The 17,543-nt window shown below is 75.1% G+C and carries 15 protein-coding genes; 4 read left to right on the top strand and 11 right to left on the bottom strand.

What is annotated here, in order from left to right:
* Window positions 1–2 precede the first annotated feature (2 nt).
* The 9 genes from AB0C35_RS43105 to AB0C35_RS43065 all read right to left on the bottom strand — a co-directional run bounded on the left by AB0C35_RS43105 (window position 3) and on the right by AB0C35_RS43065 (window position 11,184).
* Window positions 3–932 carry an alpha/beta hydrolase gene (locus tag AB0C35_RS43105; RefSeq protein ID WP_358469434.1) on the bottom strand — a complete coding sequence of 310 codons (930 nt, stop codon included), beginning with the start codon at window positions 930–932 and terminating at the stop codon, window positions 3–5.
* Window positions 929–1,732 (bottom strand): oxidoreductase, encoded by an 804-nt coding sequence (locus AB0C35_RS43100; RefSeq protein ID WP_358469431.1) that lies wholly within the window; start codon window positions 1,730–1,732, stop codon window positions 929–931. The genes AB0C35_RS43105 and AB0C35_RS43100 overlap by 4 nt, the downstream gene beginning before the upstream one ends.
* A complete protein-coding gene (locus AB0C35_RS43095; protein WP_358469428.1) occupies window positions 1,729–3,333 on the bottom strand; it encodes a nitrilase-related carbon-nitrogen hydrolase in 1,605 nt (534 codons plus the stop codon). Before AB0C35_RS43095 ends, AB0C35_RS43100 begins: the two co-directional genes overlap by 4 nt.
* Window positions 3,334–3,490: 157 nt before the next feature.
* Window positions 3,491–4,477, bottom strand: coding sequence for a hypothetical protein (locus tag AB0C35_RS43090; protein WP_358469425.1), 987 nt, complete (start codon window positions 4,475–4,477; stop codon window positions 3,491–3,493).
* A gap of 153 nt (window positions 4,478–4,630) precedes the next feature.
* Window positions 4,631–6,070, bottom strand: coding sequence for an aldehyde dehydrogenase family protein (locus tag AB0C35_RS43085; protein ID WP_358469423.1), 1,440 nt, complete (start codon window positions 6,068–6,070; stop codon window positions 4,631–4,633).
* Window positions 6,067–7,206 carry an NAD(P)/FAD-dependent oxidoreductase gene (locus AB0C35_RS43080; RefSeq protein WP_358469420.1) on the bottom strand — a complete coding sequence of 380 codons (1,140 nt, stop codon included), beginning with the start codon at window positions 7,204–7,206 and terminating at the stop codon, window positions 6,067–6,069. Before AB0C35_RS43080 ends, AB0C35_RS43085 begins: the two co-directional genes overlap by 4 nt.
* Window positions 7,203–8,651, bottom strand: coding sequence for an aldehyde dehydrogenase family protein (locus AB0C35_RS43075; RefSeq protein ID WP_358469417.1), 1,449 nt, complete (start codon window positions 8,649–8,651; stop codon window positions 7,203–7,205). Before AB0C35_RS43075 ends, AB0C35_RS43080 begins: the two co-directional genes overlap by 4 nt.
* On the bottom strand, window positions 8,648–9,916 hold the full coding sequence (locus tag AB0C35_RS43070) for an acyl-CoA dehydrogenase (protein ID WP_358469414.1): 1,269 nt from the start codon (window positions 9,914–9,916) through the stop codon (window positions 8,648–8,650). The genes AB0C35_RS43075 and AB0C35_RS43070 overlap by 4 nt, the downstream gene beginning before the upstream one ends.
* Before the next feature lie 23 nt (window positions 9,917–9,939).
* Window positions 9,940–11,184, bottom strand: coding sequence for a flavin reductase (locus AB0C35_RS43065; RefSeq protein ID WP_358469411.1), 1,245 nt, complete (start codon window positions 11,182–11,184; stop codon window positions 9,940–9,942).
* 155 nt (window positions 11,185–11,339) lie between these two features.
* On the opposite strand from AB0C35_RS43065, the gene AB0C35_RS43060 reads away from it, so the two are divergent.
* Complete coding sequence (locus AB0C35_RS43060) at window positions 11,340–12,185, top strand: IclR family transcriptional regulator (RefSeq protein WP_358469405.1); 846 nt, start codon at window positions 11,340–11,342, stop codon at window positions 12,183–12,185.
* Here the strand turns inward: AB0C35_RS43060 and AB0C35_RS43055 are convergent.
* A complete protein-coding gene (locus AB0C35_RS43055; protein WP_358469402.1) occupies window positions 12,163–12,870 on the bottom strand; it encodes a hypothetical protein in 708 nt (235 codons plus the stop codon). The two genes, AB0C35_RS43060 and AB0C35_RS43055, sit on opposite strands and share 23 nt — an antisense overlap.
* Before the next feature lie 70 nt (window positions 12,871–12,940).
* Window positions 12,941–13,627 carry a class E sortase gene (locus AB0C35_RS43050; protein ID WP_358469400.1) on the bottom strand — a complete coding sequence of 229 codons (687 nt, stop codon included), beginning with the start codon at window positions 13,625–13,627 and terminating at the stop codon, window positions 12,941–12,943.
* A 265-nt stretch (window positions 13,628–13,892) separates the two neighbouring features.
* On the opposite strand from AB0C35_RS43050, the gene AB0C35_RS43045 reads away from it, so the two are divergent.
* The 3 genes from AB0C35_RS43045 to AB0C35_RS43035 form a co-directional block, all read left to right on the top strand.
* The gene (locus tag AB0C35_RS43045) at window positions 13,893–15,212 is read left to right on the top strand and encodes a hypothetical protein (RefSeq protein WP_358469397.1); all 1,320 of its coding nucleotides are present in this window, start codon (window positions 13,893–13,895) and stop codon (window positions 15,210–15,212) included.
* 84 nt (window positions 15,213–15,296) lie between these two features.
* Complete coding sequence (locus tag AB0C35_RS43040) at window positions 15,297–16,385, top strand: DUF916 domain-containing protein (RefSeq protein WP_358469394.1); 1,089 nt, start codon at window positions 15,297–15,299, stop codon at window positions 16,383–16,385.
* Window positions 16,382–17,543, top strand: a 1,162-nt coding sequence (locus AB0C35_RS43035) for a hypothetical protein (protein WP_358469391.1), incomplete at its 3' end; no start/stop codon positions are given. The genes AB0C35_RS43040 and AB0C35_RS43035, both read left to right, overlap by 4 nt.

The following is a 17,543-nucleotide window of genomic DNA, read 5'->3' as shown; positions in this document are numbered from 1 at the left end:
CCTTACCGGCGCCGCAGGTCGATGTGCGCCGGGTCGGCGGACGGCACCGTCTCCTCGCCGCGCAGGTGGGCGCGGAGGAAGGCGATGGTGAGGTCCGTGAAGGCGCCGCGGGCGGCGGCGGGGTCGGTCTCGGGCTCCAGGTCGAGGAAGGCGCGGGCCGCGGTCGGGTCGACGGGGTCCGCGATGGCGAAGTGGTTGGCGCCCTTGAGGAGGGCGAGCAGGTCACCGGGCCCCGACAGGGCCTCGGTGAAGGTGCGGGTCACCGGGTCGGCGTCGGCGTCCTGCCCGTACCGGTCGGCGCTGCCCATGATCACGCCGTCCCGGGTGCCGACGCCCAGCAGCACCGGGCATTCGACCTGGGCGGGCAGCACGGTGCCCGCCGGCCAGCCCAGCATCGTGGCGACCATCGTGTGGGCGCCGTAGGCGAAGCAGGCCCGGACGCCGGGAACGAACCGGGCCGACTGCAGCACGACGGTGCCGCCCGCCGAGTGCCCGCCGAGGGCGATGCGGTCGAGGTCGAGCACGCCCTTGAGCGGGCCGATCTCCTCCAGCGCGCCGATCACGGCGGGCAGGGCGGGGCAGGTCGGGCGGGTGCCGTAGGCGTCGGGACGGGCCGCGTCCAGGTCGACGCCGGGGGTGAGCCCGACCTGGCCGCCGAACAGCTCGGCGACCCGGTCGAACGTCACCACGGCGAAGCCGGCGGCGGCGATCGCGGCGGCGAACGGGCGGTACACGGCCTGCTCGACGTTCACGCCGGAGCAGAACACGACCACCGGGTAGGGCGCGCCTTCGGGGTCGGGCGGGATCTGCCCGGAGAGCCGTTCGGCGTCGGTGCCCTGCGCGCGCGCCGGGTAGTACACCTTGAGGTGGGCGGTGTCGAAGGGCGGGCTGCCGCCGCTTCCCGCCGACCACCACAGAGACCGGACGTTCATGGGCGCGGCAGCTCTCGGTCGCCGCCCCACAGCCCGCGGACGAGGCGGTCGGTGGTCTCCTGCCCGAAGTAGCGGACGCCCATCACGTTGGCGGGGTCGCGTTCGGCGATGTTGCGGCGGGTCGCCAGGTCGGCGGCCGCCAGCGCGGCGCGGTCGGCCTCGGGGACGGCCTCGGCCTCGTCCACCCAGCCGAGCCAGCGGTCGACGTGCTCGTCCAGCAGCCGTCCCACCAGCTCGATGTTCTTCTCCGCGCGGGGGAAGGAGTAGCAGTGCGCGGTCGGCGACAGGCTCGCCCGGATGAACCCGGCGCGGCTGGTGAACCATTCGAAGTCGGGGTTCTGCTCGCGGTGCGCCAGCCACCCGTCGTTGACCGGCTCGTAGTACTTGTCGTAGTACTCGCCGTCGGCGAGCAGGTTGGTGCGCGGCACCGAGTCGAGGTAGAACCAGCCCTCCGGCCAGACGAGCATCGCGATGCCGAGGTGCGGCACCCGGATCTGCGGGCCGAGCCACACGGTCAGGTGCAGGTTGGCGAAGCTCGCGGCCGGGTTGCCGAGCCAGGACCGCACCATCCAGTCGACCTCCGGCCCGCTGTAGGCGGCGAGGGTGCCGCCCGGCCCGTCGGGGTAGGTGCCGTAGGACTCCAGCGCCTCGGTGGACGGGTCGCGCGTCAGCTCGAACCGGGCGTCGATCTTCGCCTTCAGCCCGTCGAGGATCGCGCCGAACCGGTGGAAGGTCTCGGTCACGTCCACGGTGGGGGACTCGTCGAGCATCTGCTCGACGTGCTGCAGGGTTTCCTTCAACGGGGCGCTCCGCTCGGTGCGTCGTCGGCCAGCGCGGCGACCGCGTGCGCGGGCCGCCCGCCGACCAGGTCGGTGTTCTTGGAGACGAGCCGGTTGACCGCCTGGGCGGGGTGGACGGCCGCGATGGTGACCGGGTCTCCGGTCCGGGTGACCAGGGGATGGCTGATGCGGCCCTCGAACGGGCCGTCCCAGGCCGTCCACAGCGTGAAGTCGGCCGGCAGGGCCAGGATCAGGCCGCCGTCGGGGCCGGACGCGACGACGTTCAGCCGGTTCTCGGCGGACCGCTCGGGCAGGCCCAGCCGGGTCTCCCACGTTTCCAGGGGGGTGAACGGCACGGCGACGACGTCGGCGTCGGCGATCGCGGCGAGCCGGAACGTCTCGGGGAACAACGCGTCGTCGCCGGCGATCAGCGCGAGCCGCCCCCAGGGGAGGGTGAAGACCTCAAGCCGTTCCCCGTCGCCGCCGTGCAGCCGGGGCTGGCGTCCCACGACGCCGTCGGCGCCGACCACGTAGGCCGCGTGCGCGCCGCCGTCGCGGACGGTGGTGACCGCGTGGGCGCCGGTTCCCCGGACGGCGTCGGCGAGCGCCCGGGCGACCTCGCCGGGGCCGGCGGCGGCGCCGAACGCCAGTTCCGGCAGGACGATCAGCTCGGCCCCGGCCCGCGCCGCCTCGGCGACGAGCCCGGGGGAGCGGACCACTGCGGCGGCGAGCTTTCCCGCCCCGGCGGGCGCGGTGCGCGGCCGGGGCGCCGCGACGATCGGCGCGTAGAGCGCGGGGCGGCGCGCCGCGAACAGGTCCGTCCCGTCCGGGCGGGTCTTGTCGTCGGCGAGCGCGGGGTCGATGTCGGCGACGACGACCGCCTCCCCGGTCCGCGGCGCCTTGGCCACGACGGTGCCGTCGGGGGCGACGATCTGGCTTTCGCCCGCGCCGTCCAGCAGATCGGCGGGGACGCCGAGCCGTGCGCTGATGGCGGGCAGCAGTTCCGCGGGCAGCAGCGGGCCCACCTTGTTGGCCGCCACCACCCACACGCGGTTCTCGGCGGCCCGCACCGGGATGTGCAGGCTCGCCTCGTCCACCGCGAACGAGTTGAGGCTGTTGAGCAGCACCTGCGCGCCCCGGACCGCGAGGTCGCGGGGCACTTCGCTGGTGACGCCCTCCATGCACGCGTACATGCCGAGCCGGCCGAGCGGGGTGGCGATCACCGGCCCGGCCCGGGTGCCGGGGTCGAGGTGGTCGCCCTCGGCGCCCATGAGGACCAGCTTGTCCGAGCGGCCGAGCAGGGCGCCGTCCGGGCCGTAGAGCAGGCTCGCGACGGTGACCCGGCCCGCGTCGGCCAGCGTCACGTTGATCTTGACGTGGGCGCGGTGCGCGGCGGCCCGGGCGGCGACGGCGGTCAGGAACGGCCCGTCCGGGAGGCAGGCGTTCCTGACCGCCGCGTCACGATCGTCGTACCAGGAGATGCGGTTGCAGAACTCCGGCAGGACGATGAGGACCGCGCCCGCGTCCGCCGCCTCGTCGATCAGCCGCAGGCAGGAGGCGAGGTTCGCGCCGGCGTCCCGCCCGGCCGCGAACTGGACGGCGGCCACCCGCACCGGACTCATCGGACCTCCTGTTTCCCTGTCTGGTTCCACTGGCGAAACGCTGTTTCCAAACTCTACAATCGCGGTCCGGTGGGCCGCCATAGTCCCGCGAAGAAACTTCGGTTCCGGTGGCGGGCCCCGGCGTCCGCGGAAACGGGCGCCGGGGCCGCGCGTCAGGTCAGGAGGCCCCGGTCAGGGTCTGGATCGTGCCGGCCGACAGTTGGTTCTGGTAGTAGGCGCCGCCGGGCAGGTAGGCGGGCGTCTGGGTGCCGTTGAAGGCGTCCTTGGCCCACGCCACCGCGAAGGTCTGCAGGATGGCGATGTTCCCGGCCTCGGGGGTGCCGCAGGCGATCGTGCCGACCGAGTCGGTGCTCGCGCCCTCGGCGTCGGTGTGGGCCCCGCTGGTGAGCCGCACGCCCACGAACGGGCTGTGGATCTCGGACTGTACGGCCTCGGTGCCGGAGCTGCTGTTGTTGCAGAGGTTGTCGGGCGCGGAGATCGTGCGGATCTGCCGGCCGGTGCCGTCCACCCCGTCCAGGCCCGTGGCGAGGTTGTTCCCGATGAAGGACTTCACCGGGTCCAGCAGCACCAGGCCGCGGAAGCCCGTCCACGCCGACGGGTAGCCGGTGCGGACCCGGTTCGCGACGTAGGCGACGGCCTCGCCCCCGGCGGAGTGGCCGGAGAAGACCATGGAGGACGGGACGGTCACGTCCGGGCGCCCGGCCTCGGCCTTGGCCCTGGCCAGGCTGCGGCCGAGCTTGTCGTTCGGGTCGGACGCCTTGCCGAACAGGTCGGCGACGTTGCCCAGGAAGGCGGTGTTGTTGCCGATGTTCTGCAGCGTGCAGCCGAAGATGTTGGCGGTGGGCAGGGTCGGGGCGAACACCAGGTAGCCCGCGGACGCGTACTCGCCCGCCAGGTCGGCGACGTGGTCGTTGGCGCGGGCGAAGCCGTGCTGGAGCCAGACCAGGCCCTTCGGCGTCCCGGACGGGAAGTACCAGTCGGCGCTCTGGTTCAGGATCGTGAACGCGCACCGGATCTCGACCGTGGTCTGGACCCGGGTGACGGCGGCCTGGGCGGGGGCCGCGACCGTCAGCGCGGCCGCGGCGACGGTGGCGACCGCGGTGGTGGTGGCGGCTAGGGCACGAACTGCGCGGGTGACACGCATGCTGCCTCCGGAGCTTGTCGTTCCGCTCTGCGAAACGACGTTTCCATTGTCTCCTCAATTAGCGGCCACCGGGCGCCGGGCGTCAACGGCCCACAGAACGCGATTCGGTAACGCTTGCCCGGGCGGGCGGAAACCCCGGGAAGGGGCCGGAACTCAGGACGGGTAGGCGCCCGCGCCCATGCCCGCGCCGCCCGCCCGGAACGCCGCCGGGGCGTGCACGGCGCACGTCTGCACGTACTCCAGCAGGCCTTCGGCGCCGTACTCGCGGCCGTGCCCGCTGCGCTTCACCCCGCCGAACGGCGCGCGCAGCGACATGCCCGTCCGGTTGTGGGTGTTGACGAACGTGAACCCCGCCTCGAACCCGCGGGCGAAGGCGAACGCGCGGTCCTCGTCGGCCGACCACACGGAGGCGCCGAGACCCAGCTCACCGGCGTTCGCGCGGGCGAGCACCTCGTCCTCGGTGTCGTAGGGCAGCAGCGGCACGACCGGCCCGAACTGCTCGTCGGCCACCAGCGGGGCGTCATCGCCGGCCCCCGTGACCAGGGTCGGCCGGACGAAATGCCCCCGCGCGAGGTCCACGCGCACCGCGCCGAGCGCGACGGCCGACGCGCCGCGCCGCGTCGCGCCGGTCACCAGTCCCCGTACCCGGTCCGCCGCGTCCGCGGAGATCACCGGGCCGACCGTCGTGCCCGGGTCGAGCGGGTCGCCGAGCACGACGGTGCGCGCGGCGGCCGCGACGTAGGCGTCGCGGACGTCGTCGAACCTCGACCGGGGCACGTAGACCCGCTTGGCGGCCATGCACACCTGCCCGGCGGTCGCGAAGGACGCCATGACGAGCCGGTCCATGGCCGCGTCGTCCAGGCGGGCGTCGTCCAGCAGCACCACCGGGTCGTTGCCGCCCAGCTCCAGCACGGCCGGTGTGACGGCCTCGGCGGCGGCGGCCCCGATGTCGCGCGCGGCGGCGGCGCCGCCGGTGAACGCCACCCGGTGGACCCGCGGATGCGCCACCAGCGGCCGTCCCGTCCCGGCGCCGCCGTGCACGACGTGCACGAGGTCCGGCGGGAACGACTCCAGCACGCGCGTCACGGCCAGTGGCGCCAGCGGCGAGGGCTTCACGACGGCGGCGTTGCCCGCCGCGAGGGCCGGGCCGACCTTGAGCAGCGTCAGGATGACCGGCGCGTTCCACGGCGTGATCGCGGCGACCACCCCGTACGGGCGGTGCCGCAGGAGCAGCCGGCCCGCCGCGTCGTCCACCTCCCGGTCGGCGTACGCGGCGGGCGCGTGGTCGGCGACCCAGCGCAGGTACGCCGCGGCGAACCGGATCTCGCCCTCGCAGTCGGCCAGGGGCTTGCCGGACTCCCGCGCGAGCAGCACGGCCGTCCCGCCCGCGGCCTCGACCGCGCCCGCCGCGCGGCGCAGGACCTCCGCCCGCCCGGCGGCGGGGACGTCCCGCCAGTCCCGCTGGGCGGCCTCGGCCGCCCGGACCGCGCGGTCCACGTCCGCGGCGTCCGCGACCGGCACCCGGCCGACGGTCTCGCCGAGCCGCGCCGGGTTCTCCCGGACGATCTCGGCGCCCGGCCCGGCGCGGGTCACGCCACGTCCCGCAGCGAGGCGATCATCGAGCTGCGCAGCAGATGGCGGCGGGCCGCGGCGGGATCGGCCGCCAGCGCCCGCAGCTCGGCGTGGTAGCGCTCCGGGTCGCGCATCTGCTCCCAGTTGGCGTGGGTCTCGCGTCCCACGTACGTCAGCGCGACGTCGCGGCGGGCGGCGGCGACGGCGTCCAGTTCCGACTCCGGGCCGCCGTCGAGGACCCCGGCGAGCGCGTCCGCCATCAGGACGGCGTCGTGGAGGCCGCTGTTCATGCCCATCCCGCCGAGCGGGTTGTTGACGTGCGCGGCGTCCCCGGCCAGCAGCACCCGGCCGACCCGGAACCGGTCGGCCGCCCGCTGGTGGACCCGGTACAGGCTCGCGTGCGCCACGTCCCACGCGGTGTCGGCGAGGCCGCGCAGCCGGTCCGGCAGCCGGTCGAGCTCGTCGCGGTCGGGGGTGCCCTCGGCGGTGGGGAACAGCACCCGCCAGTGGTCCGGGGTGCGCAGCAGGACCAGCCACTCCTCGGGGTCGAACACGTAGTTCACGTCCGCGATGCCCGGCAGCAGCGCCGCCACGTCGGTGCGGGTGGAGGCGACGAGGAACCGCTCGGGGTAGGTGAGCCCCTCGAACTCCAGCCCGGTGGACCGGCGGACGGCCGATCCGGCGCCGTCCGCGCCGATGAGCCAGCCGCCCCGGTGCACCGCGCCGTCCGCGGCCGTCACCTGGACGCCGCCGGCGTGGGGCAGGACGTCGCGCACCCGCGCCCCGAACCGCACCTCCCCGCCCGCCTTCAGCAGGTGCTCCAGCAGGATCGGGGTGAGCTTGCCCTGCTCGCACTGGACGCGGAACGGGTAGGGGGTGTCGCCCGACAGCAGCGACATGTCGAGCTCGGCGATGACGGCGCCGCTCCGTTCCCGGTACTGGAACGCGCGGGAGATCCGGCCGCGCTCCATCAGCTCGTCCAGGACCCCGAGCCCGCCGAGCATCTCCAGCGACGGCGGGTGGAAGGTGGAGGCCCGCGACTCGGCGGCCAGCGCGTCCCCGGCCTCCAGCACCGTCACCGCGACGCCCCGGCGGGCCAGTGCCAGCGCGGCGGTCAGCCCCACGGGCCCGGCGCCGGCGACCAGGACCGGTGTCACGCGTCCTCCCGGGAGTGCAGGGCGCCGGCGTTCTCCACGCCCACCACCTGCGGGTTGGTGAAGAAGCGGAGGGTCTCGGCGGTGCCCTCCTCGCCCAGCCCGGACGCGCCCCAGGCGGGGCGCGGCGCGAACAGGTGCAGGCTCATGACGCTCGATCCGTTGACCTTGACCTCCCCGGCGCGGATCCGGCCGGCCACGGCCAGCGCGGCGTCCTCGTCGGTGCCGCAGACGTAGCCCTCCAGGCCGTAGGCGGTGCCGTTGGCCAGGGCCACCGCCTCGTCGAGCGTCCGGTACGGGTGGACGGTCGCGACCGGCCCGAAGATCTCCTCGGTGGCGTCGCCGGGGTCCACGCCGGTGACCAGCGCGGGGGCCAGGTAGTTGCCCTCGGCGGGGACCTTGGTTGTGGCGGTGACCTCTCCGCCGAGCGCGTCGCGCCTGCTCTGCACCAGGGCGCGATGGCGCGAGTGGACGAGGGGGCCGAGGTCGGTGTCCTCGTCCAGGGGCGGGCCCGCGCGCAGCGCTGCGAGGCGTCCTGCGATCTCCTCCAGGATCGCGTCCCGCGATTCCGCCGGGACGATGAGGCGGCCGAGGGCCCGGCACCACTGGCCGTTGAGGGTCGTCAGCAGGTCGACGGCCGCGCGGGCGGCGCGGGCCGGGTCGGCGTCCGGCATGACGACCAGGGGGTTGTTGCCGCCGAGTTCCAGCTGGACGGGCTTGAGCCCGGCCGCGCAGGCGGCGGCGACCGACCGGCCGCCTGCGGCGCCGCCGGTGAACGACACCGCCCGGATCCTCGGGTCGCCGGTGAGGCGGGCGCCGGTCGTCCCGTCCCCGTGGACGAGCTGGAACACGCCGCCGGGCACGTCCCGTCCGGCCAGCGCGTCCGCGACGGCCGCGGCGAGGGCCTGGGTGCCGTGCGGGGCGTACTCGCTGGGCTTGAGGATCACGGGGCAGCCCGCGGAGAGGGCGTTGGCGACCTTGTGCGCCGCCATCGGGGCGGGCGCGTTCCACGGGACCAGGCACAGCGCCGGGCCCCACGGCAGCCTCCGCACCCGCACGGCACGGCCGTCCTCGCGGCGCAGGGTCGCGCCCGTCCCGCCGCGCAGCTGCTCGGCGGCGAGCCGGAAGGAACCGGTCACGATCATGCCGAGGGGGGCGGCCTGGCGGATCGGGACGCCGGTCGCGGACGCCTCCAGCCGGACGATCTCGCCGAGCACCCCCTCCAGCCCGTCCGCGACGGCGTCGAGGAGGTCGGCGCGGTCGCCGCGCGCGGCCCAGTCCTCCGCCGCCGCCTCGGCCGCGGCGAGGGCACGTTCGACGCGCTCCCCGCCGGTGGCCATGGCGGGCCCCAGCGGGAGGCCGGTCGCCGGGTCCTCCAGGACGAGGTCCAGGCGGGCGGCGGAGTCCGCCCAGTCGCCGGCGACCAGGTCGCGGTGCGGTGCCGTCATTTCTCGACGCTCGCGAACAACTCGTTCTCCCTGGCCCCGGTGACGATCGAGGCGGCCTCCAGCCTGCCGCGTTCGGCGGGGAACGTCATCACCAGGCCCATCGCCAGGTCGCGCATGGCCCGGCCGATGACGCCGTCGAGCGTCGCCGCCGACGTCCCGCACGCCTTGAACGCGCCCAGCACGACCTGGAAGCACGACTCGGCGATGTCGCCCTTGGCGATCCGCCACTGCCGGTACACGGCCTGCTTGGGCAGCAGCGGCGGGGTGGAGGTCTCCAGCTCGAGCTGCCGGCGGATCCACAGGTAGGCGGTCTCCAGCCGCTCGGTCATGTCCCCGATGATCACCTGGTGCATGGGGGAGGAGGCGATCGGGCGGCCGGAGTCGGCGAACGTGGCGCGGGTGAGGCGGTCGAGGGCGAAGTCGTAGACCGACTGCGCGGCGCCGAGGTAGCACGCCGAGATGGCCAGCTGGTTGCCGACGAAGCTGCCCCGGCTCATCGTCAGCATCCGCACGAAGGAGCCCGGCACGGTCAGGGCCTCGTCCGCGGGGATGAACACGTCGGTGAGCGTGATGCCGTGGTTGTTGGACGCGCGCATCCCGAGACCGTTCCAGGGGGTGCGCGAGGCGACGCCCGGCGCGTCCCGGGGCACCAGGAACAGCGCGAGGCCGTCGGCGCCGGTCGTGCCGTCCAGCCGCGCGGTCACCAGGTAGGTGTCGGCGACGCCGGTGGCGCAGCCGAACGACTTGACGCCGTTGAGCGTCCAGCCGCCGTCGGCGGGGGCGGCGGTCGTGGCGATCGCGATGTTGGCGCTGGAGCTCTTGACCTCCTCGCTGGCGAAGTTGGCCGTCCACGTCCCGCCGGCCATCCTCGTGAGGACCTTCTCGGCGAACGCCCGGACCGGCTCCACCTCCTCGCCGGTGAACAGCCCCGCCTCGATCGCCTCCAGCGGCAGCATCCCGCGCGAGGCGCTGGTGTTGTGGAAGAAGTACGACAGCGCGGTGGAGGGGCACGCGGTGCCCATCGCGTACGTGGCGGCGGCGAGGTCGCGGAGCCCGCCGCCGAGCCCGCCGTTCTCCTCGGGGACGACGAGGCCGAGCAGCCCCGCCTCGCGGATCAGGTCCACGTGCCCGGAGGGGAACGCGGCCTCGGCGTCCGCCCGCGCGGCGGCCTCGCGCAGCGCGGGCAGCACCTTCTCGACGCGGCCCGCTCGCTCGCGCTCGGCTCCGGTCATGTTCTCGACGAGCCGTTCGCCGGTCAGCGTCATCTGGGCGTTTCCTTTCACGATGGTCAGGACGCGACCCGGTGGGCCCGGCCAGGCAGGGCCGCACCCCAGATCGCCTCCAGGTCGGCGGAGGCCGCCGCGAGGGCGGCCCGGTCGATCGGGGTGGCCACCTCTAGCTGGGCGGCCAGGAACAGCACGTCCTCGGCGCACAGCCCGCCGTCGACGCCGCCGAGGGTGACGTCGAAGTGCCGCACGCCGCTCTTCATGGCGGTCAGCGCGTTGACCAGGCCCAGTCCGCGCGACTCGCGCAGGCGCACGCGCGGCGTCAGCGGCCGCGTCCGTGCGACCGCGTCCTGGAGCACTTCGCGGACGCGCAGCGGCGACGCGGCCGAGGGCCCCTCGTCGAGTGCGATCTCGGTGCAGCCGGCCGCGGCGAACCTGTCGATCGCGGCGAGGACGGCGGCGTGCCGGTCGGCGCGGAAGGCGTCCGGGACGCGTCCCACCGCCGCGAGGCCGCGCAGGCGGGCGGCTTGGACGAGGTCCGGCGCGCAGGGGCCGTCCACGACCTCCACGACGACGCCGGCGTCGGCCGGCACCAGCGCCAGCTGGGCTTCGTCCTCCACCAGCACCGATCCCTCCGGCACCGGTCCGCCGGGCGCGAGCCCGGCGGGCGGGGGCGTGCGGAGCCGGACGCCGGCGCCGCGCACGGAGGCCAGCAGCCGGGCCGCCTCGGCGGGGGAGACGCGGGACGGGGCGCTGCCGTGCGCGCGGAGCCTGCGGTGCAGCGCGGCGGCCAGGCCGGTGTCGGCGATGTCGACGGTGTCGGGGAGCGGGTCGGCGAGCTGCCCCCAGGCGCGGGAGTGGAACAGCAGCGGGGCGGTGCGGCGCGGGACGCGCGCGGCGGTGACCTCCCCGACGAAGATCGTGTGGTCGCCGCCCGGGTAGGCGTGCGCGACCCGGCAGTCCAGCCAGCCGAGCGCGGCCTCCAGCACGGGGGCGCCGGTCGGCGCGGCCGCCCAGGGGTCCCCGGCGAACCGGTCGCCGGGCTCGCGGCCGGCGAAGCGGTGGCCGATCGCGGCCTGGTCCTTGCCGAGGAAGCTGACGGCGAAGACGCCGCTGCGCTCGACCAGCGTGTGGGTGTAGATGCCCCGGGCGAGGCAGACCAGCACCAGCGGCGGGTCGAGGCTGACGCTGCTGAACGAGCTCGCGGTCATGCCGTGCCAGTCGTCCCCGGCGGTGGTGGTGACCACCGCGACACCGGTGGGCCACTGGCCCAGCACCGTCCGGAAGGTCTGAGGGTCGACCCCCACGGCATCGGCCTTTCGTTTCGCGTATGGAAACATCGTATCGTTCACGGTAACGATGGCCGTCCGGCCCTGTCAACGGCCGCGCGGCGGTGTTTCTCTACGGGAAACGCCTTGCCCTAAACTGGGCCGCCCGTCCGACGTCTTGAGAAGGAGCCGCAGTGCCGCGCAGTGCTACGAACCAGGGCGATCGCGCGTCCGAGGACGGCGAGGGCCAGAGCCGCTCGATCGCGGCGGTGGAGCGCGCGATGGACGTGCTGCTGCTGTTCGGCCGCAGCTCCCGCCCCGACCTGGGCGTCACCGAGATCGCCACCGAGCTGGGGCTGACCAAGGCGGCCGTGCACCGCATCCTGACCGCGCTGCGCAGCCGCGAGCTGATCACCCTGGATCCGGGCACCCGCCGCTACGCGCTCGGGCACGCGGCCATCGCGCTCGGCCGGGCCTACCTGGCCCGGATGGACCTGCGCGCGATGGCGGCCCCCGAGCTGCGCCGCCTCGCCGAGCGGGTGGGCGAGACCGCCACGCTGTCGATCCGGCGGGGCGACACCCGGCTGTACGTCGACCAGGTCGTCCTGCCGCACGAGCTGCGCGTCGAGGTCAGTCTCGGCATCCCCTACCCGCTGCACGCGGGCAGCTCGTCCAAGGTGATCCTGGCGTTCCTCGACGACGCCGAGGTGGACGGCTACCTGGAGCGCCATCCGCTGGAGGCGCTGACCGAGCGGACCATCGTGGACGAGGACCTGCTGCGCAAGGAGCTCGCGGCGATCCGCAAGCGCGGGTACGCCGGCTCGACGGGCGAGCGCCAGGCGGGCACCGCCTCGGTGGCCGCCCCGGTCTTCGACCACGACGGCCGGGTCATCGCGGCGCTGAGCGCGTCCGGGCCGCTGACCCGGTTCAAGCCCCGGATGGGCGAGTGCGGACCGATGGTCGTCGAGGCCGCCGCCCGCGTCTCGGCCCAGCTCGGCCACCACGGCCGGGACCGTGTCACAGGTGGGCGCCCGGCTTGAGGATGCCGAGCGCCGCTGCGGCGAGGACCGAGGCCCAGATGCCGAACACGTAGGGCAGGCAGCCGTCCACCGACCGCTTGAGGATCCGCTCCACCTCGGGGGTGGAGCCGCCGCCCATCAGCGTGCCGAACGCGGGGCCGAAGGGACGCAGCGTCCGGCGGATGCCCAGGCCGCACAGCAGGGCGAGGGTGTAGAGGGCGACCTTGGCGCCGAGCCAGCGCGGGTTGGTCGTCACGCCGAACGGTTCGTCGGCGAGCAGGGTGTAGGCGGCGGTCGCGCAGAGCGCGGCGGCCAGGCCGATGCGGATGGTCCAGTCGGCCCGTCTCACCCAGGGGAACCGGCCGTGCGTGCGGTGGTCGGCGACGGTGGCCGCCAGCCAGGCGAGCGCGAACGCCCACACCAGCACGACCTGCCAGGCGGCGAAGGCGGGCATGCCGAACAGCTCCGCTCCGTGCGGCTCCAGCGCCATCAGCGTCACCCCGCTGGGGAGGAACAGCACCAGGCAGATCTTGGGCCCGAGGTCCAGGCCGCTCATGATCTGCAGCGCCGCCGAGCGCGCCGCCGGCGTCAGGTCCGGCCGCAGCACGTACCGGCTGGAGTAGAAGACGCCGAGGTCGCCGCCCAGCCAGAAGACGAACAGGACCACGTGCAGCAGGATCCACCAGCCGTGCGGATGTGCCCCCATGTCGCCTCCCGGCCACGAAAGTTGCGAAACGCCGTTTCCTTGTGGGGAACGGTAGCAGACCGCGGCCGGGTCAGGCCGTGCGCGCGCGCCGCCCCTCCAGCTCGGCGAACACGACCAGGCGGTAGGCGGCGGAGAACTTCGGGTGGCAGGTGGTCAGGGTCAGCATCCGCTTGACGGGCTTGCGTCCCGGCCTGCGGGGGACGGGCGCGGTCACGTCGGTCCGGCCGGGCCGGACGATGACCCGGCCGGTGACCTCGTAGACGTAGGTGGTGGTGGCGGTGTCCACCAGGATCTCGTCGCCGCGCTCCAGTTCGCCGTTGCGGTTGAACGGCGCGCCGTAGGTGGTGCGGTGCCCGGCGATCGCCATGTTCCCGACCTCGCCCGGCCCGGCCGTCCCGGGGTAGTGGCCGGGGCCCCGGCGCAGGTCCTCGACGCCGACGCCCTCGATGACGGCGTACCGGTAGGACGCGCCGAAGCGCGGCACGCGCAGGATCGCCAGCGCCTCGCCCTCGGCCGGGGCGGGGGGTCTTCTCGCCGCGGCGGCGCCGGCGCCGCCGCCGGCCGGGCTCGTCCGCTCGGCCGCGGCCGCCTGCCGGGCGCGGGTCGCGCTCCACTGGCGCTCCAGGTCGTCCTGGAGGCCGCCCTGCTCCTGACGCGTGTACTGGCCGGTGCCCCACGCCAGGTAGCCGACGAAGAGGGCGAGCAGCAGGCCCCCGGTCAGCAGTGTTTCGGCCAGTCCCCGCAGCGCCGTCCGCATGGTGTGGAACGGTAACGGCTCAGAAGGGAAACGGCGATTCCCTGAATGAAACGATTGTGTTTCGCCCGGCCGATGTCTTGACACGGTGCGCGCCCACCGGTTTCGCTAGGTGCACCTTGCGAAACTTTGTTTCCCTCTGCGGAACAGAGCTCGTGGGCAGGGCGCTGGTTCGGATGGCGGACTGGTGGTGCGGCATCCAGCTGCCCGGGTTCCCCGTCCCGCCGTCCCGGCGGGGCGGCCGGCTGAAAAGGAGCAGCGGCACACGATGAGATCCAGACGAACGGCACTGCGGGGCGCGGCGGCGGTGGTCACGGCCGCCGGAGCGGTGGTGATCCCGCCGGCGCTGGCGGCTGCGGCGCACGCCGCGACCGGCCAGGTCCCCTACTCGTGCACCATCTTCAGCACCACGTTCGACTACAACGCGACCGTGACCGTCACCGCCCCCGCGTCCGCGGGAGTCGGGGACCAGGTCACGGTCGAAGCGGACTTCTCCAACCTTCCCGGGGTGGCGCCGCTGCCGGTCAACTCGTGGTCGACCACGGGCTCGCTCACCGTCTCCGGCGCCCAGACGGGCACCGTCGACATCTCCGTCCCGGAGCAGGCCGGGCCGATCCCCGCGTACGGAGAGGTCCCGATCGGCACCGCCACCGGCACCTTCACCCTCAGCGCCGCCGGTGACGTCAGCCTCGCCCCCGCGGCGCTGACGATCGTCGCCGACGCGGGCGCCCAGGCGACGATCTCCTGCACGCCCAAGAGCGTTCCGGAGGCGCTGGCCACCATCAGCGTCGACGCCGGAGGGCCCAGCGTCTCGGTGACGCCGCCCACCGTCGTCCAGGGCGGCGGCATCACCCTCACCGGGGCGGGCTGGCAGCCCGGCGCGGTCGATGTCGCACTGTGCGACTCCAGCGGCGCACAGTGCGCGGCGGGCGACCTGACCGACGTGACCGCCACGGTGGACGGCACCGGCAAGCTGACCGCCTCGGCGACCGTCGCCGACACGGCCGCCGCGGGATCCCGGACCGTCGTCATCACCCAGGGCGCCGTCAGCCAGAGCGTCGCGCTGAGCGTCACCGAGAAGACCCCGCCGCCCACCGGCGAATGCGCCGACCAGCCGGCCGGGCAGTGCGACGAGCAGCGGATCAACCTCACCGTCAACGGCGGCCCGCTGACCATGGCCCGCGAGGCGGGCGAGGTCGAACTGACCCCGGTCACGCTGAACGGCACCGAGCAGAGCGCCACCGGCGACCTGCGCGAGGTCACGGTCGTGGACGCGCGGGGCGGCACCACCGGCTGGTCGCTGACCGGCACGCTGACCGACTTCTCCTCGGTCGCCGGGACGAAGATCCCCGCCGGGAACCTGTCGTGGACGCCGTCGTGCACGCCCGGTGCGGGCGCCAGCGCCGTCGTCGCCGGCAGCGCGGGCGCGCTCGACGCCACCACCGCCGCCACCCTGTGCAGCGCCCCGGACGGCGCCGGGCAGATCGTCGGCGGCACCTACACCGCGGGCGCCGCGCTGGACCTCACGGTTCCGCCGGTGACCGGGGCCGGCGAGTACACCGCCGTCCTCACCCTCACCCTGTCCTGATCCGAACCGATTCCTGATCCCCACCGACCGCGGCCGGGGAGCGGCGCCGCGCCCGCCGCTCTCCCGGCCGCACCGAGGTAATCCATGAGACCGTGCCTCCGGATCGCCGCCGTCGTGGCGGCGGCCCTGTTCGTGACCGGTTCCGCCCTGCCGGGCGGCGCCGCCAGGGCCGGCGCCGCCGCGACCGCCGGAGCCACCCCCGCGAGCCGGACCGTCGCGCGGGCCGCCGAGCCCGCGCCCCCGGCCGCGCCCGCGACCGGCAACGGATCATGGTCGGTGGGGCCCGTCAACGGCAGCGGCGCAGCGGCGGCCCGGCCGTCCTTCGCCATCGAGGCGCCGCCCGGCGAGACCGTCAAGGACACCGTGCAGGTCACCAACCTGACGGACGGGCCCCTCACCTTCCGGCTCTACGGCGCCGACGCCTACAACACGCCCCGCGACGCGGGGTTCGCGCTGCGCACCGCCGCCGAGCCGCGCCGCGACGTCGGCGGCTGGATCACCCTGAAGCACGGGACGCTGAAGGTCCCGGCGAACACGGCGGTGAAGGTCCCCTTCACACTGAAGATCCCGGAGAACGCCACGCCCGGCGAGCACATCGGCGGCATCGTCGCGCTCAACACCGCGATCGAGAGCGTCCAGGAGTCCGGCGGCGCCCGCATCGGGGTGCGGCGGGCCGTCGGCGCCCGCGTCTACCTGCGCGTCGCCGGGCCGCTGACCCCGGGACTGCGGATCGGCGGGCCGGACACCGCCCGCACCGAGCCGCTGGTGCCCTACGTCCACCAGAGCCGCGGGACGATCCGCTACACCGTCATCAACACCGGCAACCAGAGGATCTCGCCCACCGCCCGCGTGTGGGCCACCGGGATCTTCGGCCGCCGCGTCGAGCAGTGGCCCGACCGGCGACTGCCCGAGATCCTGCCCGGCCAGCGGACGGAGATCACCGTGCCGTGGAACGGCATCCCGCCGCTGGACGCGGTCACCGTCCGGGTCGAGCTGACCGCCGGGGACGGCGTCCAGGCCCGCGGGCAGACGCAGTTCACCGCGGTGCCGTGGGCGGCGCTGCTCGTCCTCGTCGGGACGGTGTTCGTGCTGTGGTCGGTGCTGCCGAGGCTCATCCGCCGCTGGCGGGAACGGGCCGGGCTGGACTCCGGCGGCGAGGGGGCCCTCGGATGAGAACGATGTCCCGCGCCGTCGCGGCCGTCCTGCTCGCCGCCGCGTTCGTCCCGGCGGTGCCCGAGGGCGCGACCGCCCGCACCGGACCCGGCGTCAGCGTCGAACCCGCCCGGGCGGCCGCCGGCACCTCCGCCCGGGTGCGCGGCAGCGGATGGACGCCCGGATCGACCGTCCAGGTCCAGGTCTGCGGCGCCAGGGCCGTGCACGGGACGGCCGACTGCGACACCGGACGCTCCGTCACCGCCATGATCGCCCCCACCGGGGTGTTCGAGGCGGGCCTCACCGTGGGCGCGCCGCCGTCCGCGTGCCCGTGCGTCGTCCGGGTCAGCACCCTCCCGGGAGGGGCGGGAACCCCGGCCACCGTCGACAGGCCGTTCACCGTGCTCGGGCACCCCGTCCGGGCCATCGTCCCCGAAGTCGTGCCCGTCCGCGCCGACGTGGTCGGCGTCGAACTCGTCGGCGGCGGAGGACGGGCCGAGCTGTTCGGCGGCAAGCCCCGGCGGACCCTGGTGCTGCAGGTCCGCAACGCGGGCGCCGACCCCATCGAGAACGCGCCGCTGGTGGTCGGCTGGGGCGCCGGCGACGAGCCGGACACCCCCCTGACCGCTCCCGGGACCGGCGTCCTGCAGCCCGGTCAGACGGCCACCTACCGCGTCCCCGTGGAACTGCCGCGGGCGTCGTTCGGCACCTTCGTCGTCGGCGGCCGGTACGCGGGACAGGTGCCGTTCGAGACGTCCTTCAGTACCTACCCCTGGGGCCTGCTCGGCGTGAACCTGCTGGCCGCGATGCTGCTGCTGCTCGGCATCCGGCTCGCACTGGGCCGCCGCGCGGCCCGCCGCCGGCGCCGCCGCCAAGGCGCCGTGCCCCCGGCGCTCGGGGCCGCCGCCACCGCCGGTGAGAGCCCGGCGCACCACCGGGCGGCCCCGAGTCCCGCCGGGACCGTGGAGATCGACGACCTGATCGGCTACCTGGACGCGATGACGCGGTCGCCGTCGGGCGCGTACGTGGTGGACCGCGACGCGCTGCTCGGCTACCTGGAGGAGCGGCGCGGCGGGGAGCTGCGGCGGCGCGGTCAGGCCGTCCGGACGGGACGAGTACGGCATCCGCATCAGCCTCGTATGGACTCCCGCCGCCCCGGCCAGGGCCCGCTGCGTGAGG

The sequence above is a fragment of the Spirillospora sp. NPDC048819 genome, assembly GCF_040650055.1.
GTDB lineage: Bacteria > Actinomycetota > Actinomycetes > Streptosporangiales > Streptosporangiaceae > Spirillospora.
This window is presented reverse-complemented; position numbering and strand designations above follow the sequence as displayed.